Raw genomic sequence first — 21,733 nt, 5'->3', positions numbered from 1 at the left:
TTCTTGGCGGCCGGGCATGTGACGGGAGGTGCGGACATCATGCCAACACCATCACGCAACGAGCAGGGCACGATCGCGGTGCTCGACGTCGGCAAGACCAACGTCAAGCTCAATGCCGTCACGGCAGATGGTGTCGTGCTTGAGACGCTCAGCATCCCCAACCCGGTGCTGCCCGGACCACCCTGGCGCCATCACGATCTCGGCGCCATTAGCGAGTGGGTCTTTTCCGGCATCGGACAACTCTGCCGGCGTCACCCACTTTCGGCCTTCGTTGCCTCCGGACACGGTTCCGGAGGCGTCCTTGTTGGTGACGATCCCGAGATCGGCGAGGGCGCCACCCTGCCGATGATCGACTATGAACAGCCGCTGCCGGAGGCGATCAAAGCCGGTTATGTCCCGCTCTCCGGATCGTTCTTCGACCGCGGCAGCGCGACGATGCATGCGGCAACCCATCAGGCCCGGCAGCTCTACTGGATGCAGGAGTGCGAACCGGAAGCCTTCTCGCGGGCGCGCTGGTATCTCGGTCTGCCGCAATACTGGGCATGGCGGCTTTCGGGCGTGGCGACCTCGGAGGCGAGCCTGCTTGGCGCGCAGTCGCATCTCTGGAACGTGGCGGAGCGGCATTTCGCACCGATCGTCGCGGCGCGTGGCTGGGGCCGGCTGATGCCGCCCTTCGCCGACGCCTGGCAGGATCTCGGGCCGGTGCGCGCAGATTTGGCGCGGCGTCACGGCTTGCCGCAGGGGCTTCGTATCCTGGTCGGTGCGCATGACAGCAGCCTCAACCACTACCGCTATCATGCCGCCGGGCTGCACGAGTTCACCGTCATTTCCACCGGCACCTGGATTGTCGGTTTTTCCGGTCAGACCTCGCTCGACAGGCTCGACGAAAACAGGGGCATGACCTTGAACAGCGACGTCTTCGGCAATCCGCTCGGCGGCGTGCTGACCATGGGCGGGCGCGAATTCTCGCTGGTGGCCGGGCCCGGGCAACCGAGCGACCCTGTGCCTGAACAGACCATCCGGCGATTGATCGCCGACCGGACGATGGCGCTGCCTTCCTTCGGCGACGACAACGGCCTGTTTCCGGGCAGCGCCGGGCGGGGACGTATATCAGGGCCAAAGCCGGAGACTGCCACGGAGCGCAAGGCGGTGGCGCTCGTCTATTGTGCGCTCTTGACCGCCGAATGCATCGAGGCCCTGGGGGCGGGTCCTCTGGTCGTTCTCGACGGCAGCTTCCTGCGCGACCCGCTTTATGCCCGCCTTGTCGCCGCACTGCTGCCGGACCGACAGGTCCGGTTCAATCTCGATGCCTACGGCGTTGCATCCGGCGCGGCCCTGCTTGCCGGCCAACATTCCCGCAGGCGGCCAGCGCCGCTTTCGCTGGCCGAGGCCAGCGATGTCGCATCACTCACGGCTGCGATCTCCGACTACGCGACTGAGTGGCGTGCGAGGGCGCGTCAGCCAGCCGAACCCGTTTTCCACTGACACTTCGAAAGGAACGACTGATGAACCAGCCCGATGTACTCTCCCTTCGCCGCGAGATGGTGGATATCTGCCGCCGGATGAATTCGAGCGGCATCAACCAGGGGACGGCCGGCAACCTGTCGGTGCGCATCGGCGATGGTTTCCTGGTCACGCCCTCGTCGCTCGCCTATGAGACGATGCAGCCGGAAGATCTGGTCGAGATGGATTTTAAGGGCAACTACACAGGCCTTCGACCGTCATCCGAATGGCGTTTCCATCGCGATATCCTGCGCGAGCGCACGGATATCAACGTGGTTCTTCATTGCCACTCTATCTATGCCACCACGCTTGCGTGCCACCACAAAACCATCCCCAGCTTCCACTATATGACCGGCATTGCCGGTGGCACGACGATCCGCTGCGCCGAATATGCGACGTTCGGGACCCAGGCGCTGTCCAACAACGCGCTGGTGGCGCTCAAGGACCGCACCGCCTGCCTGCTCGGTCAGCATGGTCAGATCTCGCTCGGCAAGACGCTGGAATCGGCATTGTGGATGGCGATCGAAATCGAGACCCTCTCGCGCATGTATGTCCAGGCCCTGACGCTCGGCGAGCCGCCGGTTCTGCCCGACGATGAGATGGAGCGGGTCATCGCCCAGATGCGCCGGATGAGCTATGGCCAGGCACCCGATGATGAGGGTGTCAACGACATCGCCCGCCCGCGGGTCGCCAGCTAGGAATTTCCAGGAAAAGTGCGAAACGGTTTTCCGTCCTAGGAAATGCGTAAAAACAGGCAGCAAATCAAGGTGCTACAGTGACCTTTGCGCGTCTAATAGGACGCACGGCGCTGGAGAGCGTTGCCGCGGTTCCGTCTCGACGGGAACCGCACGAGCGTCAGCTGGCCTTGTGTCGTTGATGGGGCGGCGCTATCAGCGATGTCAGTCGCAATCAGCACCGGAGAGACGAGCGATCCATGGCGAGCCCCGACATGTCATCCCGTGGTCATGCGCCGAAGTTCCCTTGCTCGATTGTCGTCATGGGCGTTTCCGGCAGCGGCAAGACTTCTGTCGGCGAGGCGGTGGCGCGGGCCTTTGGCTATCGCTTCATCGAAGGCGATGCTTTGCACCCGCAAGCCAATATCGCCAAGATGTCCGTCGGCATCCCGCTCACCGATGAGGACAGATGGCCCTGGCTCCGTGAGATCGGACGGCAGCTTTCCTCGAGCGCCGACCCGCTCGTCGTTTCGTGCTCGGCGTTGAAGCGGAGCTATCGCGATCTGTTGCGCGAGAGTGCAGGGGGAGATCTTGTCTTCGTTTATCTCCATGGCCGCCGCGATGTTCTCGCCGGCCGGATGCAGCATCGCGAAGGGCATTTCATGCCGGCATCGCTGCTCGACACGCAACTGGCGACGCTTGAAGAACCGATCGGCGAGCCCCTGACGGTCGTCGTCGATGTCGATCAGCCAGCTGCCGACGTGGTCAAGGCAACGCTTGCCGCACTCGACGGCCTGGGGTTGTCGAACAATGCGGCGTCATCTGATTCCGGTTTCGGGTCGCGCTAGACCGCTTTCGCCATCGGCATCTGGATCTCCAGCAATTGCTGTGTCAGCTCCGACCGGGGTGTCGGAACGGTACCGTCGAGTGCGGCAGTCCCGACAGAGAAACCGGCAGTACCGCTATGGATGGCCGTCTGGATGCGAGCAACGCTGAAGGCGCAGATCGCATAAACAGGTCTGCTGCTTGCCCTGCCGGTGACGTCGCGCCGTTGGTGCGCCTCGCTAGAGGATGCGACCAAACAAGGAGCCGTAGGCGATGACGGCGATCGCGAGAGTAAACCCGGCACCCACGAAGATGGGGGTGAAATCGTAGTCATGGAAACGGGCGGGAAGTAGGTTTCTCATGGCGAGCTCCAATTTTCACTCTGCTTGCGACGGCCGCCGGAAGGTGCGGGCAGCGCGCTGCGATGACGAAAATGCCTCAAAGGAACCCGCAGCAGAGGCTTTGGCTCATTCAAGAATTCGATCAGGCGGATCAAATCTATTCCAGCGTAAATCTCGGCGCGGATTTCTGTCACAGATGAGCGTCGCCAAATAATTTGTACGCAGAAAGTTTTTCCATCCTGCGCTTCGGATATTAATAAGTAAACATCTGACAATTGCAAATCTTCATGGATTGCGTCGCGCCTGATGTTTTCTATTATTACCTATGTGGTGAGAGAATTTATTTAGGTATTTTTCCGATTTTCACGCAGTCTTTGTATATGAGGTGCGCCAACTATTCGGCGATAGAGCCGTTTATGTCGCCTTTTTCAACATTGCGGCGGGCTCGCGGCGGCTGATCTGAAATGGCGCTGTAGGTGGCGCCGGAATGCCCGAGTTGGCGACTGCTGATGGACGCATTTTCGCGGGCCGCTACGGTGCCAACGGTAATAGCTGCAACGGTCACACCACCACCAGAGCTCGAAAAGCCATCCCCTATCCTTTGCGGGTTTGCGAAATTGCCTGAATCACCTAATGCTCGGGCATGGCAGGACGATTTTTCAGCAGGCGATTCGACGTATCGAACGACCGCTCCACGATCACCAACAAGCCGCTGGGCGTGGTCGCGCCTGCAACTCTGCTTGCGGCAGGCCTCCTCATGTCCGGCTGCGCGACGCACAATGACGTCGGCACGCCGACCAATGCGACGATCGTTCCGGCCGAGAATGCGCTGATCCTGCCGCCGCCCGGCGGGCCCGCCGTTCTGAATGTGGTCGAGCGGCGAAGAACCAACGCCATCGAGCAGGATATCTACCTCTACACTTCGGCCGCGACGCCGGGGCAGAACTTCCTGCGCGCGCAATTCTTCGGGCCGATGGAGACCAGGTTCGACCAGCAGAAGAGCAGCGGCTACGTGGCGGTTAGGAGTTCCGAGATGATGCGGCAGGCGCGGCGTGCGCTTCCCGGTGTGTCGTTGGCGCAGTCGTCGGACTTTCTGCAGAACAATTACGGGCCCTTCGGTTATGCCTATGGTCGTGGCCGCGGCGGCGACGCCTGCATTTTTGCCTGGCAGCAGATCCGCGGGGCGGAAAATCATCGTTCTCCCCTTAAAGGCTACGGCACCATTCAGATCCGCTTCCGCTATTGCGCAACTGGCGCAAGCGAAAACGACCTTCTCGCGCCCGTCTATGGCTATACGATCGTCGGCACATTCGGCGACCCCGCCTGGAACCCTTACGGCGCCCCGCCGCCGCTGGAGGCGGGCATCGGCCGCGTTGGCAACCCGATTTACCGCAAGGAGCCGGCGCCCACCGACACGCGACCCGTGACCGTGATGACGGCGCCTGCGCCGACCAGGCGCGTGGTCCGCGTCGAGCAACCGGCGCGTCAGCAGCCAGTCGCCGTGCCGGCGACGGCGAATTCGATTAGGTTGCCGGAACCGGGTGGCGCGGCAAAGACTGGAGCGACCGTGATTGTGCCGTTACCTGCCTGCGATGCACCGGCGGGGGGCAATTGTCCTTAATCAGCTCCTAACCATCGTTTGGTATGGGCTCGTATCGGGCTTGCAAAAGCCCAGATGAAGTCAGGTCAAGCGATACCAGTGGCATGATGCCGAATGCTGGAAGGCAGAATGAATGAGCAAGATCGGTCCCGTTGCAGCGTGGGCGTTTTTCTCCCTTTGCGTCATTGCCGTCATCACATTGCCGGTCAATCTTCAGACCCAGCTGATCGTGAGCGTGCTCGTCGTTACGTTCATGGCGATACTGAAGCTCATCAAGGCCGAAGGTCGCTGGCGCCTGATCGCGCTCGCCTTCGGAACGGCTATCGTGCTTCGCTATGTCTACTGGCGCACGACCAGCACGCTGCCGCCGTTGAACCAGCTTGAGAACTTCATTCCCGGCTTCCTGCTCTATCTCGCAGAAATGTACAGCGTGATGATGCTATCACTGAGCTTGTTCGTCGTCGCGATGCCGCTGCCGCCACGCAAGGCCAAGGCCATCTCGCCGGGGGCGTTTCCGAAGGTCGACGTCTTCGTGCCGTCCTATAACGAGGATGCAGGGTTGCTGGCCAATACGCTGGCTGCCGCCAAAGGCATGGATTACCCGGCCGACAAGCTGCAGGTTTGGCTGCTTGATGATGGGGGCACCCAGCAAAAGCGCTACTCGATGAATCTGGTGGAGGCGCAGCGCGCCTCGGCCCGGCATATGGAATTGCAGGCTCTCTGCGACGATCTCGGTGCGCGCTACCTGACCCGCGAGCGCAACGAACATGCCAAGGCCGGTAATCTCAACAACGGCATGCTGCATTCAGACGGCGAGTTGATCGCCGTCTTTGACGCCGACCACGCGCCAGCTCGCGATTTCCTGTTGGAAACGGTGGGCTATTTCGAAAGCGACCCGAAGCTTTTCCTGGTGCAGACGCCGCACTTCTTTCTCAATCCTGATCCGCTCGAGCGCAATCTGCGAACCTTCGAAAAGATGCCGAGTGAGAACGAAATGTTCTACGGCATCATCCAGCGCGGCCTCGACAAGTGGAACGCGGCCTTCTTCTGCGGCTCGGCTGCCGTGCTCCGGCGCAAGGCGCTCGATGATACCGACGGCTTCAGCGGCATGAGCATCACCGAGGACTGCGAAACGGCGCTGGCGCTGCACGGCCGCGGCTGGAACAGCATCTATGTCGATCGGCCGCTGATCGCCGGGCTACAACCGGCAACCTTTGCCAGCTTCATCGGCCAGCGCAGTCGCTGGGCGCAGGGCATGATGCAGATCCTGTTGTTCCGTTTTCCGCTGTTCAAGCGCGGGCTGTCGATCCCGCAGCGGCTTTGCTACATGTCGTCGACGCTGTTCTGGCTCTTCCCGGTGTCGCGCACGATCTTTCTGTTTGCGCCGCTGTTCTATCTGTTCTTCGACCTGGAAATCTTCACCGCGTCGGGTGGTGAGTTCCTTGCCTATACGCTCGCCTACATGCTCGTGAATCTGATGATGCAGAACTATCTCTACGGCGCCTTCCGTTGGCCGTGGATCTCGGAACTCTACGAATATGCTCAGACCGTGCATCTGCTGCCGGCGGTCATCTCGGTCCTGATGCGCCCGAGCCGGCCGACCTTCAAGGTGACGGCCAAGGACGAGTCGATCCTGGAGAGCCGCCTGTCGGAAATCAGCCGACCGTTCTTCGTCATCTTCGCCGTGCTTTTCATCGCCCTTCTGATGACGGTCTACCGGGTCTACACCGAGCCCTACAAGGCTGACGTAACCCTGGTCGTGGGAGGTTGGAACCTCCTCAATCTGATCATGGCGGGCTGCGCGCTCGGCGTGGTCTCGGAACGCGGGGAAAAGGCGTCATCGCGGCGCGTGAAGGTCAGCCGGCGCTGCGAATTCGGTGTCGCAGATCAATGGTATCCGGCAACGATCGAAGACGTATCGGCCAACGGCGCCCGAATTCAGGTCTATGGCGTCGATGCGGCGACGCTACCCGTCGACACGGACGGGCTCATTCGTTTCGAGCCCTATAGTGGCGATGGCACCTCCGAGACCTTGCCGGTCGCGATCAAGAACAAGGAGAGTGCCGGCGACATCACCACGATCGGCTGCCGTTATCTGCCGCAGGTCGCGCGTCACCACAGTCTGGTGGCGGATCTGATCTTTGCGAACTCCCAGCAATGGAGCGAATTCCAGAAGGCGCGGCGCGGAAACCCAGGACTGGTCGCAGGCACGGCCTGGTTCCTGTGGCTGGCTTTCTATCAGATGAGCCGCGGCCTGATCTATTTCGCGCGCAGCTTGCGCTCCTCCGACAGGCAAGCGGAGGCGCGGCGATGAACCGGATGCTGGTTGCCCTCCTCATCATGTTCCTTGCCGCGACGACACAGACGTTCGCGCAGTCGAACCCGTTCGACATGTCGCCGGAGCGGCCGGCCGTCGAGCCGCCTATCGAACTGCCGGAAGGGACGGATGAGGGCCAGCCGACCAGCGAGCCCGGCGCGGACGCAAGCAGTCCCGCAGCGGTTGGCGGCGAGCCCGATGGTTTCAGGCGGTACATCATTCCCTTCAGCGCGCTGTCGCTCACCGGTGAGGTCGACGAACGCGCCTGGTCGATGTATCTGACGCCGGCCCAGGCACAATCGGCTGCAACGTTGAATTTCGGTTATCAGAATGCGATCGTGATCGCGCCGGAGGCTTCGTCCCTTTCGGTTTTCGTCAACGGCGAGCTGGTCGGCGAGGGGCCGATCAAGGCGTCGGGCACCGCCGAGACCCGGAGTTACGCACTGCCTGCCGGTCTGCTGCGGGCCGGTTCCAATGACATCAGGTTTCGGGCGCAGCAGCACCACCGTACCGACTGCACCATCGAATCCACCTATGAACTCTGGACCGAAATCGCGCCGGAGACGGCTTTCATCAGCTTTGCGGATGCGCAGAGCGCGGCATTTGCGAGCGTGGACGATATCCGCGCCGTCGGTCTGGACGACAGGGGACACACGCAGTTCAATCTTGTCGTTCCGGGAATGCAGCAGCCGAGCCGCGCTGCAAGCCTGATGCGGCTTGCACAGGGCTTGGCCCTGCGCGGCCATATGCCGGCGCAGCGGGTCTTTCTCAGCGAAGAACTGCCGGAGCTGGGCAAGCCCGGTGAGTTGACCGTGGTTGCTGGCACCGTCGATGAGGTATCGCCGCTGCTCCCTTCGCTGCCCGATGGCGCTGCCAGCGGGTCGGTCGCGGCCTTCGTCCGCGATGGCGAGACGAATGCACCGGTTCTGGTTCTCAGCGGCCCCGACTGGCCGGCCGTTCAGGCCGCAATCGAGGCTGTCGCCGAGCCAATGGACCGGCCGAGCGATGTCCCTCGCGACGTCATCAACACCGAACGTTGGCTCTTGCCGGAAACACCTGTCGTTGCCGGCAACGCGCGCTTGCGCTTCTCCGAGCTCGGCGTCGAGACCAGTGAATTCACCGGTCGCCGCTTCCGATCCAGGTTTTCGGTGGCGGTCCCGTCGGATTTCTACGCGGACGCCTATGGCGAGGCGACGATCCTGCTGGATGCGGCCTATACCGAGACGGTGCGGCCCGGCAGCCGGATCGACATCTATGTCAACGGCAACATCGCCTCGACGGTCCCGTTCGATTCGGCGACCGGCGGCATCCAGCGGCATTTGCCGATCAATGTGACCATGCGCCATTTCAAGCCCGGGCCCAACCTGATCGAGCTCGAGGCCGTGCTTTTGACGGAGCAGGACAAGGCCTGTGCGCCGGGTGCGCCAGCCTCGACGGATCCGCGTTTTGCACTGTTCGACACGTCCGAACTTCATATGCCCAACTTCGCGCGGATCGGTCGGCGGCCCAATCTCGCCGCGATGTCGGGCGCGGCGGCACCCTACCGCAACAGCGCCGGCGTGATCCCGCTCTTCATTGACCGGGCCGATGCCGACACCTTGTCGGCCGCAGCCACGTTCCTGGCACGGTTGGCGGTGGCCGGCGGGAGGCCGATCGCGGTCGAGATGATTGCCTCGCCTTTGGCCGCTGGCACGCGCAATGCGCTCTTCATCGGTACGTTGCCCGAATTGCCGAAAACTGTGCTGACGCAAGTCGGTATCGATCCCAGCCGCCAGATGTCCTGGGGCAGCGCACAGGCCGTCGGGCGCGGCGCGGATACCCAGAAGGCGATCGATGAATGGCAGACGCGCCTGAGTGGCGGCGCCTGGCGCACCCAGATCACGGCTCTTCAGGATTGGGTAAAGCAGGAGTTCGACATCTCCCTGAGTTCGCTACGCATTCTGCCGCAGGAACAAAGCGATTTTGTCCCTCCGGAAACGGCAACCTTGCTCCTCGCTCAAGGGGCAAACCCCACGGATGACGCCACGTGGACGCTGATTGCAGCGCCGTCCGCCAAACAGTTGAGCGATGGGGTGTCGGCACTTGCCGACATCGATCAATGGCGAGAGATCGCCGGGCACATCTCGACCTACGAGCCGGCAACCAACGCCGTCAAGGTGGTGCCGGTCGCCAATTTCAGTTTCGTGCAGACAAGGCCGGCCTCGTTTGGCAATTACCGGCTGATCATTACCAACTGGCTGTCGAGCAACATTCTTTTCTACGCCGTGCTGCTCGTAACACTATCGGTGCTGCTGGGCCTCGCCACGTCATCCATGCTCAGTCGGCTCGGGCGCCGCCCATGATCTGGCGCACGGTTCTTCTCCTCACCCTGGCTCTTGTCGTCGCTCTGCCTCAGACGCGCGCGGCAGCCCAGGGACGGGGCGAGACCGTGAGCGCCGAGGATTGGCAGAAGTATAAGACAAAGTTCCTCGATCCCGGTGGGCGCATTATCGATGACGGTAACGGCGGCATCAGCCACAGCGAGGGACAAGGTTATGGTTTGTGGCTGGCGGTGCTTGCCGGCAGCGCTGCCGATTTCGAGCTGATCTGGTCCTTTACCCGTCGCGAGCTGCTTTTGCGCGACGACGGACTTGCCGCCTGGAAATGGAGCCCGAGCGAAAAGCCGCATGTGGTCGATATCAACAATGCGACCGACGGCGATATCCTGATCGCCTATGCGCTGACGCTTGCCGGCGAACGCTGGAAGCGAAAGGATTATCTCTCGGCGGCATCCAAGATTGCCAAAGCAATCCTCGGCCGGACCGTGATCGACTACGGCGGTCGGACCTTGCTGCTGCCAGGGGTCGCCGGTTTTTCCGCAACCGATCGCGAAGACGGTCCCGTCGTCAACCCTTCCTACTGGATCTTCGAGGCCTTCCCTGTCCTTGATCGCGTCGCGCCTTCGCCGATATGGGCGGCGCTGGCGAATGATGGTCGCAAGATGCTTGATCAACTGCAGCTCGGCCCGCGAAAGATGCCGGCCGATTGGATCAGCGCCAAAACGCGCCTGAAGGCGGCGCAGGGCTTCCCGGCGGAATTCGGCTACAATTCGCTGCGCATTCCGCTCTACCTGGTTCGGGCAGACATCGATGACGCCGAATTGCTTTCAAGATTGCGGCAGGGCATGCTTGGTGCCAATGGCGAATTGCTCATCAGCGACGTAACGACAGGGGCTGTTCGGGCGACGCTGACGGACCCCGGTTATCAATTTGTTAACCATATTCTGGCCTGTCTCATGGAGCGGGCTCCGTTGCCCGACAGCGTCAAGGTGTTCAGCCCGACGCAATATTACCCTTCGACACTGCACCTCCTCGGGTTGTCTTATGCGAAGGAGAAGCGTCCGGAGTGTCTATGAAGTCCTCAACCGTTGTCATCGCCGGAATCATCCTCACGGCGGTCGGGATTGTCGGATTTACCGACGATGGGCTTCTGCGCAAGAATTGGGCCGGCAACGCCGGTGCGCCAGCGACGGGCCCTGACGGAGGCGCGCTTCCCGACGAGGCGTCGTTCGGTGTCGTGGACAGAGGTTCGAGAGGCGCAGCGCCTGAGTTTCGGCAGGTCACGCAGAATACGCAGCCCGCCGATGCGAGGCGGTCGCAGGCAACGGCGCCGGTGGTAGACGAATCGGCACTGCGCTACTTCGCCAGCAAGGGTGATACCGCTCGACTGCAGGCCGAGATATCACGGCTGAGGGCGCTCTATCCCGATTGGACGCCGCCCAAGGACCCACTTGCGGTTCCGCGTAACAAGGATGTCCAGCTCGAAACGATGTGGCAGCTCTATTCGGAGGGGCGCTACGCCGAGGTTCGAAAGGCGATCGCCGAGCGCCAGGCAAGCGAGGCCGCCTGGAAACCGCCGGCCGATCTGCTCGAGCGGCTGAACGTCGCCGAAGCACGGGCGCGCCTGGTGAATGCCTCCGATCTCAAGCAGTACGAGACGGTCATCGAGGTTGCGGCGAGCACACCGAGCCTGTTGACGTGCTCGGAAGTGGATGTGCTGTGGCGGGTGGCGGGTGCCTTCACCGAGACCAAACGTCCCGATCGCGCCCGAGACGCCTATCTCTACGTGCTGAAGAATTGCGAGAACGCTCCGGAGCGGCTGGCGACGGTGCAGAAGGCGGTTTCCGGACTGCCCTATGAGATGGCGCAGGAGATTTTGGCCCACGAACGGACAGCACCTGGAGGCGCTGCCGAGTTCGAAAGCATTCGCGACGACCTGGCGCGCCGCTTCGTTGCGGAAGGCGACGCGGATGGCAAGCTGGCGGTCGATCCCAAATATATCCAGCGCCTCGAACGCCTGGTCGAAACCGAGGGCATGGCGAGTGACGCGCTGCTCCTGGGCTGGTACCAGCTTCGCCGGGAGAATATCAGCGCGGCCGAACAATGGTTCCGTCGCGCCCACGACAAGGAAGATTCAGCCTCCGCGTCGCAAGGCCTGGCGCTGACCTTGATCGCCCGCAAGGCGCATGAGGATGCGGAAAAAGTACTGTATCCCTGGCGCGATACGTCGACCGATGCCAAGGCGACCTATTTTGCCGCGACGGCAAACCTGCTGGCGATCGAGCCACCGGTCACGCTGAGCGAGGAAGTACTGGCCCGGATCGCGCAGGAGACGACCAAAGGGCGTGATCCGGCCACGGCGCAGCAGTTCGGCTGGTATGCCCGTGCCATGGAACAACCGGCGACGGCCGCACAATGGTTTGCCACCGCGCTTCGCTGGAAGCCCGATGACGAACCTTCGGCCTATGGCCTGGCGCTCAGCCGCAACCAGCTGGGCGATGCTGCCGGCGTCGCCGAGATCCAGCGGCTCTGGGCGGGGCGCTCCGAGCGCATCGCCCGTCTGGGCGAGACCGAGGAGGAACGGCGTGACGCCATCGCCCGGCAACAACAGCCGCTTGCACGAGAGCCGGCACCCATAGTCGGTACGGAGCGAAGGTCACCTGCCGTCGTGACGGAGGCTGCGCCACGAACGACGGCACGCTATGTCGGGCAGCCTGTCATCGTTGCGCGCCGACCACAAGCGGCCGGCAGGGCCGCAACGGGATGCCGGACGACCATCAACCCGGCGCGGCTGTCGTCGCAGGCGGCGTTGACGCGCGGCTGGTGCCTGATGGATCTGAACCGCCCGCTGGAAGCGGCCGAAGCCTTCGAGGTCGCCCTGCAGGCGCCGGCATCACAAATGCGCGAGGATGCTGCCTACGGACAAAGCCTCGCCTATCTCAGGGCCGGGCTGACCAACAAGGCCGCGGTCGCCGCTACGAAATCAACACAGAGCCGTGGTCGCGCCGAAGAACTCCAGAGCGCGATCCTCGCCGACCGGGCGATTGCCGCTTTCGATGCCAAACGTTATCGCGAAACGCTGATTTTCCTTGATCAGTTGGGGCAGATCTCGACGCAGCGGTCCGACCTGATGGTGCTGCGCGGCTACGCCTATCTCAATCTCAAGTATTACGCCGAAGCCCGGCGCATCTTCGAGGCAGTCGCTGCCACCGGCAATCGCGACGCGCAGCGCGGCCTTGCCGATGTCGGCAAGGCGCAGGAAATCTGGCCGAACAAGTAAACGCTTCGCACGCGATTCCGTCGCGACACGACAGTTGCCGCGAGCCAGATTGGCCGAAGCAGCTTCGCGCAGCGGATGTATCGCCAAACGTTCCTAAACTTTGCAGATCGTGCTTCCCGGATTTCCTCTTTGGAAGGAAATTAGCGGGACGCGGTGTTATCGTCGCTCGACATCGCGGCGTTGATATCATTGCAATCGCCGCGTTGCGCGTAGAGGATGGAGCGCAGACCGGCCAGTTGGTGGTGAGGAGATCACTGATAGGGTCGAGGGGAGGAGACGAGAGATGTTTCAGGGCGGATTGAGCTTCGCGCTCGGCGAGGACATTGACGCGTTGCGCGATAGCGTGCGCCGTTTTGCGACTGAGCGTATCGCGCCGCTGGCGGCGGAAACCGATCGCAACAACGCTTTCCCGACGCCACTCTGGCGTGAGATGGGAGATCTCGGGCTGCTCGGCATCACCGCCGACGAGGCCTATGGCGGTGCGGGCATGGGATATGTCGCCCATTGCGTCGCCATGGAAGAGATCAGCCGCGCCTCCGCCTCCGTGGGCTTGAGCTACGGCGCCCATTCCAATCTCTGCGTCAACCAGATCAGCCGCAACGGCAACGAGGCGCAGAAGGCGCGCTATCTGCCGAAGCTGATCTCCGGCGAACATGTCGGCGCACTCGCCATGTCCGAACCGGGCGCGGGCTCCGACGTCGTTTCCATGACGCTTCGGGCCGAGAAGCGCGGCGACCGCTACGTTCTCAACGGTGGCAAGATGTGGATTACCAACGGCCCGGATGCGGACGTGCTGGTCGTCTACGCCAAGACGGACCCAAGTGCCGGTCCGCGCGGGATTACCGCCTTCCTCGTCGAAAAAGACTTTGCTGGCTTTTCCACCGGCCAGAAGCTCGACAAGCTCGGCATGCGCGGCTCTAACACCTGCGAGTTGATCTTCCGGGATTGCGAGGTGCCGGCCGAAAATATTCTCGGCAACGAAGGCGGCGGTGTCCGCGTGCTGATGTCGGGCCTCGACTATGAGCGTGTCGTCCTGTCCGCCGGACCGCTCGGCATCATGTCCGCTTGCCTTGACGTCGTCGTCCCCTATCTCCACGAGCGCAAGCAGTTTGGCCAGGCGATCGGCGAGTTCCAGCTCATGCAGGGCAAGCTCGCCGACATGTATGTGACGGCGAACGCGGCGCGGGCCTATGTCTATGCGGTGGCTGCAGCCTGCGATCGTGGTGAGACCACCCGCAAGGACGCGGCCGGCTGTATTCTTTATGCGGCCGAGAAGGCAACGGCGCTGGCGCTCGAAGCCATCCAGGCGCTCGGCGGCAACGGCTACACCAACGACTATCCGGCCGGGCGGCTGTTGCGTGACGCCAAGCTCTACGAGATCGGTGCCGGAACCAGTGAAATCCGCCGCATGCTGATCGGCCGCGAGCTGTTCACCGAGACCAGATAGACGCCAGGGTAGACCTCCGAAGCCACAATCAGGCTCGATCGAATGAGGACTTCATGACTGTTCTGAAATCTCACATCTCGCCCTCGTCCGACGTGTTCAAGGCCAATCAGGCGGCGATGGCGGAGGCGATTACGACTGTGGAGGACGCCGTCAAGATGGCGGCCGGCGGTGGAGGCGAGACGGCGCGCGAGCGCCATGTCAGCCGCGGCAAACTGCTGCCGCGCGACCGCGTCGCCTCGCTGATCGACCCGGCAACGCCCTTCCTCGAAATCTGCTCGACGGCCGCACACGGCATGTATAACGGCGATGCGCCGGCAGCGGGTCTCATCACCGGTATCGGCCGGGTGTCCGGCCGCGAATGCATGATCGTTTGCAACGACCCGACCGTCAAAGGCGGGACCTATTATCCCATGACGGTCAAGAAGCATCTGCGTGCGCAGGAGATTGCCGCCGAGAACCAGTTGCCGTGCATCTACCTGGTCGATTCCGGCGGCGCCAACCTGCCGAACCAGGACGAGGTCTTCCCCGACCGTGAGCATTTCGGTCGGATCTTTTACAACCAGGCCAATATGTCGGCGGCCGGAATTCCGCAGATCGCCGTTGTCATGGGATCGTGCACCGCAGGCGGCGCCTATGTGCCGGCCATGTCGGACGAGACGATCATCGTCGAGGGGCAGGGCACGATCTTCCTGGCCGGCCCGCCGTTGGTGCGCGCAGCGACCGGTGAAGTGGTCTCGGCCGAGGACCTTGGCGGCGCCGACGTGCACACGCGTCTCTCCGGTGTTGCCGACCATATGGCGCGCGATGATGCGCATGCGCTGGCGCTTGCCCGCCGTGCGGTCGCCGCACTCAACCGCCGCAAACCGACGTCGGTGGAATTGCAGAGCCCGGAGCCGCCGCTTTACGATCCGCAGGAGATCGCCGGCATCGTGCCGGCGGACCTGCGCACGCCCTATGACATCCGCGAAGTCATCGCCCGTCTTGTCGATGGCTCCCGCTTCGATGAGTTCAAGGCGCGCTACGGCACCACGCTGGTCTGCGGTTTCGCGCATGTCCACGGCGTTCCAGTCGGCATCATCGCCAACAATGGCGTGCTTTTTTCGGAATCGGCGCTGAAGGGTGCGCACTTCGTCGAGCTTTGCGCCCAGCGCAAGATCCCGCTGGTGTTCCTGCAAAATATCACCGGCTTCATGGTCGGCCGCAAATATGAGACCGAAGGCATCGCCAAGCATGGCGCCAAGCTGGTCACGGCCGTGGCGACGGCGCAGGTACCGAAAGTCACCATGCTGGTCGGCGGATCGTTCGGTGCCGGCAACTACGGCATGTGCGGTCGCGCCTTCTCGCCGCGGTTCCTCTGGACCTGGCCCAACAGCCGGATTTCTGTAATGGGCGGCGAACAGGCGGCCGGCGTGTTGTCGACGGTGCGCGGCGAGGCGCTGAAGCGCGCCGGAACGCCCTGGAACGAGGAAGAGGAAGCCAAGTTCCGGCAGCCGGTTCTCGATCTCTTCGAGCGCCAGAGCCATCCGCTTTATGCCTCGGCCCGGCTCTGGGACGACGGCGTCATCGACCCGCGCAAGAGCCGCGACGTTCTCGGGTTGTCCCTGTCGGCGGCGCTCAATGCGCCAATAGAAGATACGCGTTTCGGCCTGTTCAGAATGTAGGGAGATCGCGATGAAGCGCGAAAACGTCAACGCCAAGAATGCGCCGCAACCGCGCGGCGGCTATTCGCAAGCCGTGCGGCTCGAGAGTTTCGAGCGGCTGGTTTTCGTGAGCGGCCAGGTGCCGCTCAATTCCGACGACGTGCTGCCCGACGGCTTCGAGGCACAGGCGCGCCAGGTCTGGCTGAACATTGACGCCCAATTGAAGGCCGCCGGCATGAGCAAGGCCGATATCGTCAAGGTGACGACCTTTCTCGCCGATCGCAACCACACCATGGCCAACCGCGCGGCCCGTGCCGAATATCTCGGTCCGCTCGCGCCGGCGATGACCGTGGTGATTGCCGGCATCTTCGATTCTGGCTGGTTGCTCGAAGTCGAAGTGATCGCGGCACAATAGGGCGGGCCATATGCCGATGTTTTCAAAGCTTCTGATTGCCAACCGCGGTGAGATCGCCTGCCGCGTCATCCGCACGGCCCGGCGCCTGGGCATCCGCACTGTCGCCGTTTATTCCGATGCCGATGTCGACGCTTTACATGTGACGTTGGCTGACGAGGCGATCCGCATCGGACCGCCAACGGCCTCCGAGAGCTATCTTTCGATCGAGCGGATCGTGGCTGCGGCCCGGTCCGTCAACGCGGATGCCATTCACCCGGGCTACGGTTTCCTGTCGGAAAACGCCAATTTTGCCGAGGCGGTCGAGGCCGCGGGCATGACTTTCGTCGGCCCGTCGCCGGAAGCAATTCGCGCGATGGGGCTGAAGGATGCGGCCAAGGCGCTGATGCAACAGGCCGGCGTGCCTGTTGTCCCCGGTTATCACGGCGACGAGCAGGAGCCATCCTTCCTGGCGGACCGGGCGGCTGACGTCGGCTTTCCCGTACTCATCAAGGCGCGCGCCGGTGGCGGCGGCAAGGGGATGCGCAAGGTCGAGCAGCCGCACGAGTTTGCTGCGGCCCTTGAAGCAGCGCGCCGCGAAGCCGAAGCCGCCTTCGGCGACGGCGCGGTGCTCATCGAGAAATACCTGACCAAGCCGCGTCACATCGAAGTCCAGGTCTTCGGCGACCGCCACGGCAATATCCTGCATCTGTTCGAGCGCGACTGCTCGCTGCAGCGCCGCCATCAGAAAGTGATCGAGGAGGCGCCGGCGCCCGGCATGACGGCGGAGGTTCGCCGCGCCATGGGCGAGGCCGCGGTCAAGGCTGCGCGCGCCATCGGCTATGTCGGTGCGGGCACGGTCGAATTCATCGCCGATGTCACCAACGGGCTCTGGCCGGACCAGTTCTATTTCATGGAAATGAACACCCGGCTTCAGGTGGAGCATCCGGTCACCGAGGCGATCACCGGCATTGACCTCGTCGAGTGGCAGTTGCGCGCCGCTGTCGGCGAGGCCCTGCCAAAGCGACAGAATGAAATCGCCATTGATGGCTGGGCGTTCGAGGCACGGATCTATGCCGAGGATCCGGCGCGCGGCTTCCTGCCGGCAACCGGGCGGCTCGCAACGCTCGATTTTCCTGTAGACGGCGTCCGCGTCGATGCCGGCGTCCGGCAGGGCGACGTCATCGCCCCCTACTACGACCCGCTGATCGCCAAGCTGATCGTACACGGGCCGAGCCGCTCGTCGGCGCTGGCGCGGCTGGAGAGCGCCCTCAAAGCCTGCCGTATCGGCGGTACCATCACCAATCTCGATTTCTTGGCCCGCCTCGCTGCAGAGCCCGAGTTTCGCGCCGGGCGGCCGGATACCGGCCTTATCGACCGGGCAATCGATCAATTGACGACGCCTGTGGTGCCGAGTGACGAGGCGCTGGCACTGGCGGCGATCGCCGCCACCGGCGTGCTGCAGCCGATGAAATCCGACGATCCCTGGTCGTCGCTCGGTCACTGGCAGATCTGGGGGGATGCTCATAGAAGCATTGCCGTCGACCACGCCGGCGGGCGATCGGTCGTCACGCTTGCCGCGCGCGGGCGCGATCAGTTCGCAGTGCGGGCTGGCGAAAGCACCTTTCCGGTGCTTGTGCTCGATCGGTTCGACGATGGCGCCCGTGTGGAGATCTCCGGCGAGCAACGCGTCTTCCGCTTCCTGCGCGAGCATGAAACCATCACGCTCTTCGTCAGTGGCGAGACCTTCGTTCTTCGCCTTCCCGATGCGCTCGCCACCGCCCACGCCGGTGAGGCGGCGGAGGACGAGCTTGCCGCTCCGATGCCCGGCATCGTCAAGCTCATCCATGTTCGCGCCGGCGACGTGGTCACGAAGGGCCAACCGCTCGTGGTGATGGAAGCGATGAAAATGGAGCTGACGCTGGCAGCGTCGCGTGCGGGCGTCATCGAGAGCGCGCTGGTAACGCCAGGCGAACAGGTAAGCGCCGGCGCGATCCTCGTCGTGTTGCAACCGGAGCGCAGCGAATGAGCGTGCTGGCGTCAGAACATGTCACACTTGTCGAAATGGCGCCACGCGACGGCCTGCAGAACGAGAAGCGGCTTGTCGACACGACGGACAAGATCCACCTTGTCGATCTGCTGTCGGACTGTAGTTATCAGCGCATAGAGGTCACGAGCTTCGTCAGCCCGAAATGGGTGCCGCAAATGGCGGATGCGTCGGCGGTGATGGCCGGGATAAAGCGTCGACCGGGTACACGCTACGCGGCGCTGACGCCGAACATGCAGGGCTTCGATGCGGCTCTGGCGGCCAAGGCCGACGAGGTTGCGATCTTCGCCTCGGCGTCCGAGACCTTCTCGCAGAAGAACATCAATTGTTCGATCGCCGAAAGCATCGAGCGCTTTCGCCCGGTCGCCGAAGCCTGCCGCGCCAACGCGGTGCCGTTGCGAGGCTATGTCAGCTGCGTCGTCGAGTGCCCCTATGAAGGCGCGATCGCGCCGGAGAGCGCTGCCCAAGTGGCCGCCGCCTTGATGGTGCTTGGTTGTTACGAGATCAGCCTTGGCGACACGATCGGGCGCGGCACGCCCGAGGCGGTCGACGCGATGTTGGCGGCCGTGCTGGCTCATGTGCCAGCCGCGCGACTAGCGGGCCATTTTCACGACACCTCCGGGCGGGCGCTCGACAATATCGGGGTCGCGCTCGAGCGCGGCTTGCGTGTCTTCGACGCTTCGGCCGGTGGCCTTGGCGGCTGCCCCTATGCGCCGGGTGCGGCAGGGAATGTCGATACGCTTGATGTCAACGCCTTTGTCACCGGGCGCGGGTTTTCGACGGGGCTGGATGCGGCAAGGCTTGAAGATGCCGCCGCTTTCGCACGATCGCTGAGGAGTGCTGGCTGATGTTCGAATCGATCCGATACGCCGTCGATGCGAAGGGCGTCGCCCGGCTGACGCTGGCACAGCCGCAGAAGCACAACGCGCTTTCCGCAATCATGATCGGTGAACTGACTGAGGCGGCGGAGCGACTGTCAGCGGATGTCACCGTCCGCGTCGTGGTGCTCGATGCCGAAGGCCGCAGTTTCTGCGCCGGCGGCGATCTTGGCTGGATGCGCGAGCAGTTCGACGCGGGCCGGCCGACCCGGATCGCCGAGGCGACCCGTCTGGCGTTGATGTTCAAGGCGCTGAACGAGATCGCCAAGCCGGTCATCGCACGGGTGCACGGCAATGCCTTCGGCGGCGGCGTCGGCCTCATGAGCATCTGCGATGCCGTCATTGCGTCGTCCGATGCGCGCTTCGGCCTGACCGAAACCCGGCTCGGCCTCATTCCGGCGACCATCAGCCCCTACGTCGTTGCCCGCATCGGCGAGGGCAGGGCGCGGCCTCTGTTCATGTCCGCACGCCTGTTCAGCGCCGAAGAGGCAAGGGACGCCGGTCTGGTGACGGCCATTGCTGCCCCCGATGCGCTTGATGCGGCAATTGCGGCCGAGGTCGAACCCTATCTCCAGACGGCGCCCGGTGCGACCGGACGGGCGAAACGGCTTGCCCGTTCGCTCGGACAGCCGATCACCGAAGAGACTATTGCCGCGACGATCGAGCAGCTTGCCGATTGCTGGGAGTCCGATGAGGCGCGCGAAGGCGTTGCCGCCTTCTTCGAGCGGCGCGAGCCCTCCTGGCGACAGGTACCGCTTCCGTGAGCCGTTAGCCGAGGACACCGGCGTCCTGGCTTTAAAGCCGATTCGCGTGCGTCAAAGAACCTTACCGGGGTTCAGGATGCCCTTCGGGTCAAGCGCGTGCTTGATCCGGCGCATGACTTCAAGCTCAGCCGCACTTCGAGAATGGCCGAGGAACTCCCGCTTCAAGGTGCCGATGCCATGTTCGGCGGAGATCGAGCCGCGATAACGGCGAACGATGTCATAGACGATGCCGTCGACCGCGTGCTGTGTGTGCTCGTCGCTTCCCGGCGTGGAAAAGGCGATATGCAGATTGCTGTCGGCAACATGACCGAAGAAGGAGATGTGCGCCTGCGGGAAACGGGCGGCGAGCGCCGGCCCGCATTCCGCTGCGAAGCGGCCGATTTCGCCGATCGGCAGGCTGACGTCGAGATTGATCAGCGCCGGCAGCAGACGGTCCATCGCGTGGCCCTCGCGCACCTGCCAGAACAGCCGGCTTTCTTTGTCCGACTGGGCGATCAGAGCATTGACGATGACATCGTCTTCCAGTGCGGCGCCGAGGAAGGTCTCAAATTCCTCGCTGTCGGTCTCGTGGCCTTGGACATCCTGTTCCAGGATCACCGCAAAGGCGGGGGACGTCTCGAAAAAGCTCTGTCCCTCCGCCTCACAGTTGAAGTGAAAATAGTCTTCCCACATGGCCTCGAAGGCCGAGAGGCCAGGAAGTCCTCTTTGCGCTCGCGTCAGGAAGGCGACGACCTGGTCATAGGTCTGAAGCGCGCAGAGCGCCGTCAGCCGTCCGAACGGCCGCGGCTTCAACCGCAGGACGGCGCGCGTGATGACGCCGAGCGTGCCCTCCGAACCGATGAAATACTGGCGCAGATCATAGCCGGTGTTGTTCTTGATCATCTTGCTGAGCGACGAGAGGATCGTGCCATCGGCAAGCACGGTTTCAAGCCCCAGGACGTTGTCACGCGTGACGCCATGGCCGATGACGCGGATGCCGCCGGCATTGGTGGCGAGATTGCCTCCGATCTGGCACGAGCCGCGTGCGCCGAGGTCGATCGGCAACAGGAAGCCTGCATCGTCGGCGGCGCGCTGGGCGACCTCGAGCGGCGTGCCGGCAAGGACGGTCATGGTTGCGGAAAGCGGATCGATTTCCTCAACGCCGGTCAGGCGTTCGAGCGAGATGGAAATCGCGTCCTCGTCCGGGTTCGCGCCGCCGGCAAGGCCGGTCAGCCCACCTTGTACGACGACCGCCTGGCCATGGGCGTTGCATATGCGGAGGGTCGCTGCGACTTCCTCTGTGTTGGAAGGGCGGATGACGGCCTTCGGAAGATAACGTCCGGTGAGGCTGGCGTCGCTGCGATAGCGCTCGCCGATGTCAGTGCCGGTCAGCACGGCATCGCCGAGTGCCTGTTTCAGATCTTCAATAACGGACATGCGCCTCGTCTCCCGCTTCTCTCACCGCATGAGGTGCTGTAGCGCATCTCGGCAGAAACGGGAAACGGCTTGAAACCAGGGTGGGATCGGACGGTTGAGAAGCCGTCAGGTGCCGGTACGCGCCAGTTCAAATTGTTGGACCTGCGTTTCCGCGTCGACGTCTGCGCTCGCCAGCTCGCCGACTGCCTTCTCGTCCCTGAACAGCTTCCACTTGGTTGGTCGGAATGCGACCCTTGCGCGGTCCTGTGTTGTGGTTCTCTCGGGTGGCAGTTCGATTTCGGCATGTGGGTGG

The 21,733-nt window shown here is 63.2% G+C and carries 18 protein-coding genes and 1 pseudogene; 14 read left to right on the top strand and 5 right to left on the bottom strand.

Features of this window, described 5'->3' with window-relative positions; translation table 11 throughout:
• Positions 1-39: 39 nt before the first annotated feature.
• The 3 genes from ASD02_RS35820 to ASD02_RS35810 all read left to right on the top strand — a co-directional run bounded on the left by ASD02_RS35820 (position 40) and on the right by ASD02_RS35810 (position 3,025).
• On the top strand, positions 40-1,485 hold the full coding sequence (locus tag ASD02_RS35820; protein WP_057220191.1) for an FGGY family carbohydrate kinase: 1,446 nt from the start codon (positions 40-42) through the stop codon (positions 1,483-1,485).
• A gap of 20 nt (positions 1,486-1,505) precedes the next feature.
• Positions 1,506-2,201, top strand: coding sequence for a class II aldolase/adducin family protein (locus ASD02_RS35815; RefSeq protein ID WP_057216187.1), 696 nt, complete (start codon positions 1,506-1,508; stop codon positions 2,199-2,201).
• A 236-nt stretch (positions 2,202-2,437) separates the two neighbouring features.
• On the top strand, positions 2,438-3,025 hold the full coding sequence (locus tag ASD02_RS35810) for a gluconokinase (protein ID WP_057220153.1): 588 nt from the start codon (positions 2,438-2,440) through the stop codon (positions 3,023-3,025).
• Here ASD02_RS35810 and ASD02_RS38885 read toward each other — a convergent pair.
• From ASD02_RS38885 to ASD02_RS38880, 3 genes are read right to left on the bottom strand one after another with little or no spacing between them, the layout of a single operon-like run.
• Positions 3,022-3,258, bottom strand: coding sequence for a hypothetical protein (locus ASD02_RS38885; protein WP_156408547.1), 237 nt, complete (start codon positions 3,256-3,258; stop codon positions 3,022-3,024). The genes ASD02_RS35810 and ASD02_RS38885 overlap by 4 nt on opposite strands.
• Entirely contained in the window at positions 3,242-3,364 is a 123-nt protein-coding gene (locus tag ASD02_RS40495) for a hypothetical protein (protein ID WP_277996373.1), read from the bottom strand. Before ASD02_RS40495 ends, ASD02_RS38885 begins: the two co-directional genes overlap by 17 nt.
• A complete protein-coding gene (locus ASD02_RS38880; protein ID WP_156408546.1) occupies positions 3,361-3,618 on the bottom strand; it encodes a hypothetical protein in 258 nt (85 codons plus the stop codon). Before ASD02_RS38880 ends, ASD02_RS40495 begins: the two co-directional genes overlap by 4 nt.
• 368 nt (positions 3,619-3,986) lie before the next feature.
• Here ASD02_RS38880 and bcsN point away from each other — a divergent pair, with 368 nt between their 5' ends.
• The 11 genes from bcsN to ASD02_RS35755 all read left to right on the top strand — a co-directional run bounded on the left by bcsN (position 3,987) and on the right by ASD02_RS35755 (position 20,025).
• The gene (bcsN, locus tag ASD02_RS35805; protein ID WP_082555724.1) at positions 3,987-4,964 is read left to right on the top strand and encodes a cellulose biosynthesis protein BcsN; all 978 of its coding nucleotides are present in this window, start codon (positions 3,987-3,989) and stop codon (positions 4,962-4,964) included.
• Between the two features lie 112 nt (positions 4,965-5,076).
• The gene (gene bcsA / locus ASD02_RS35800) at positions 5,077-7,257 is read left to right on the top strand and encodes a UDP-forming cellulose synthase catalytic subunit (protein WP_057220152.1); all 2,181 of its coding nucleotides are present in this window, start codon (positions 5,077-5,079) and stop codon (positions 7,255-7,257) included.
• On the top strand, positions 7,254-9,602 hold the full coding sequence (locus ASD02_RS35795) for a cellulose biosynthesis cyclic di-GMP-binding regulatory protein BcsB (protein WP_057220151.1): 2,349 nt from the start codon (positions 7,254-7,256) through the stop codon (positions 9,600-9,602). The genes bcsA and ASD02_RS35795 overlap by 4 nt, the downstream gene beginning before the upstream one ends.
• Positions 9,599-10,654, top strand: a complete 1,056-nt coding sequence (locus ASD02_RS35790; RefSeq protein WP_082555723.1) for a glycosyl hydrolase family 8 — start codon at positions 9,599-9,601, stop codon at positions 10,652-10,654. The genes ASD02_RS35795 and ASD02_RS35790 overlap by 4 nt, the downstream gene beginning before the upstream one ends.
• Complete coding sequence (locus ASD02_RS35785; protein ID WP_057220150.1) at positions 10,651-12,858, top strand: hypothetical protein; 2,208 nt, start codon at positions 10,651-10,653, stop codon at positions 12,856-12,858. Before ASD02_RS35790 ends, ASD02_RS35785 begins: the two co-directional genes overlap by 4 nt.
• Positions 12,859-13,141: 283 nt before the next feature.
• Positions 13,142-14,305 carry an isovaleryl-CoA dehydrogenase gene (locus ASD02_RS35780; RefSeq protein ID WP_025428458.1) on the top strand — a complete coding sequence of 388 codons (1,164 nt, stop codon included), beginning with the start codon at positions 13,142-13,144 and terminating at the stop codon, positions 14,303-14,305.
• Positions 14,306-14,358: 53 nt separating this feature from the next.
• Positions 14,359-15,966 (top strand): carboxyl transferase domain-containing protein, encoded by a 1,608-nt coding sequence (locus tag ASD02_RS35775; protein ID WP_057216173.1) that lies wholly within the window; start codon positions 14,359-14,361, stop codon positions 15,964-15,966.
• Positions 15,967-15,976: 10 nt separating this feature from the next.
• Complete coding sequence (locus ASD02_RS35770) at positions 15,977-16,360, top strand: RidA family protein (protein WP_057216170.1); 384 nt, start codon at positions 15,977-15,979, stop codon at positions 16,358-16,360.
• Positions 16,361-16,376: 16 nt separating this feature from the next.
• On the top strand, positions 16,377-18,365 hold the full coding sequence (locus tag ASD02_RS35765; protein ID WP_057220189.1) for an acetyl/propionyl/methylcrotonyl-CoA carboxylase subunit alpha: 1,989 nt from the start codon (positions 16,377-16,379) through the stop codon (positions 18,363-18,365).
• A complete protein-coding gene (locus ASD02_RS35760; RefSeq protein ID WP_057220149.1) occupies positions 18,362-19,231 on the top strand; it encodes a hydroxymethylglutaryl-CoA lyase in 870 nt (289 codons plus the stop codon). The genes ASD02_RS35765 and ASD02_RS35760 overlap by 4 nt, the downstream gene beginning before the upstream one ends.
• The gene (locus ASD02_RS35755) at positions 19,228-20,025 is read left to right on the top strand and encodes a crotonase/enoyl-CoA hydratase family protein (RefSeq protein WP_057220148.1); all 798 of its coding nucleotides are present in this window, start codon (positions 19,228-19,230) and stop codon (positions 20,023-20,025) included. Before ASD02_RS35760 ends, ASD02_RS35755 begins: the two co-directional genes overlap by 4 nt.
• Positions 20,026-20,076: 51 nt before the next feature.
• Here the strand turns inward: ASD02_RS35755 and ASD02_RS35750 are convergent, their stop codons facing one another.
• Together ASD02_RS35750 and ASD02_RS39455 are read right to left on the bottom strand one after the other, a co-directional pair.
• A complete protein-coding gene (locus ASD02_RS35750) occupies positions 20,077-21,441 on the bottom strand; it encodes an FAD-binding oxidoreductase (protein ID WP_057220147.1) in 1,365 nt (454 codons plus the stop codon).
• Positions 21,442-21,546: 105 nt separating this feature from the next.
• Positions 21,547-21,733: pseudogene (locus ASD02_RS39455) on the bottom strand (sulfate ABC transporter ATP-binding protein); the annotation flags it as partial.

Source organism: Ensifer sp. Root1252, assembly GCF_001425885.1.
Classification (GTDB): Bacteria; Pseudomonadota; Alphaproteobacteria; order Rhizobiales; family Rhizobiaceae; genus Ensifer; species Ensifer canadensis.
Note: the sequence above shows the minus strand (reverse complement) of the source record. Positions and strands in the feature narration are given on the sequence as shown.

What these genes read in the sequence shown, in the direction of transcription:
- bcsA (WP_057220152.1), top strand. Translation starts at nt 5,077, where the DNA reads ATGAGCAAGATCGGTCCCGTTGCAGCGTGGGCGTTTTTCTCCCTTTGC.
- ASD02_RS35750 (WP_057220147.1), bottom strand. Translation starts at nt 21,441, where the DNA reads ATGTCCGTTATTGAAGATCTGAAACAGGCACTCGGCGATGCCGTGCTG.
- bcsN (WP_082555724.1), top strand. Translation starts at nt 3,987, where the DNA reads ATGGCAGGACGATTTTTCAGCAGGCGATTCGACGTATCGAACGACCGC.
- ASD02_RS40495 (WP_277996373.1), bottom strand. Translation starts at nt 3,364, where the DNA reads ATGAGAAACCTACTTCCCGCCCGTTTCCATGACTACGATTTCACCCCC.
- ASD02_RS35790 (WP_082555723.1), top strand. Translation starts at nt 9,599, where the DNA reads ATGATCTGGCGCACGGTTCTTCTCCTCACCCTGGCTCTTGTCGTCGCT.
- ASD02_RS35760 (WP_057220149.1), top strand. Translation starts at nt 18,362, where the DNA reads ATGAGCGTGCTGGCGTCAGAACATGTCACACTTGTCGAAATGGCGCCA.
- ASD02_RS35795 (WP_057220151.1), top strand. Translation starts at nt 7,254, where the DNA reads ATGAACCGGATGCTGGTTGCCCTCCTCATCATGTTCCTTGCCGCGACG.
- ASD02_RS35765 (WP_057220189.1), top strand. Translation starts at nt 16,377, where the DNA reads ATGTTTTCAAAGCTTCTGATTGCCAACCGCGGTGAGATCGCCTGCCGC.
- ASD02_RS35785 (WP_057220150.1), top strand. Translation starts at nt 10,651, where the DNA reads ATGAAGTCCTCAACCGTTGTCATCGCCGGAATCATCCTCACGGCGGTC.
- ASD02_RS35820 (WP_057220191.1), top strand. Translation starts at nt 40, where the DNA reads ATGCCAACACCATCACGCAACGAGCAGGGCACGATCGCGGTGCTCGAC.
- ASD02_RS35775 (WP_057216173.1), top strand. Translation starts at nt 14,359, where the DNA reads ATGACTGTTCTGAAATCTCACATCTCGCCCTCGTCCGACGTGTTCAAG.
- ASD02_RS35780 (WP_025428458.1), top strand. Translation starts at nt 13,142, where the DNA reads ATGTTTCAGGGCGGATTGAGCTTCGCGCTCGGCGAGGACATTGACGCG.
- ASD02_RS35815 (WP_057216187.1), top strand. Translation starts at nt 1,506, where the DNA reads ATGAACCAGCCCGATGTACTCTCCCTTCGCCGCGAGATGGTGGATATC.
- ASD02_RS35770 (WP_057216170.1), top strand. Translation starts at nt 15,977, where the DNA reads ATGAAGCGCGAAAACGTCAACGCCAAGAATGCGCCGCAACCGCGCGGC.
- ASD02_RS35810 (WP_057220153.1), top strand. Translation starts at nt 2,438, where the DNA reads ATGGCGAGCCCCGACATGTCATCCCGTGGTCATGCGCCGAAGTTCCCT.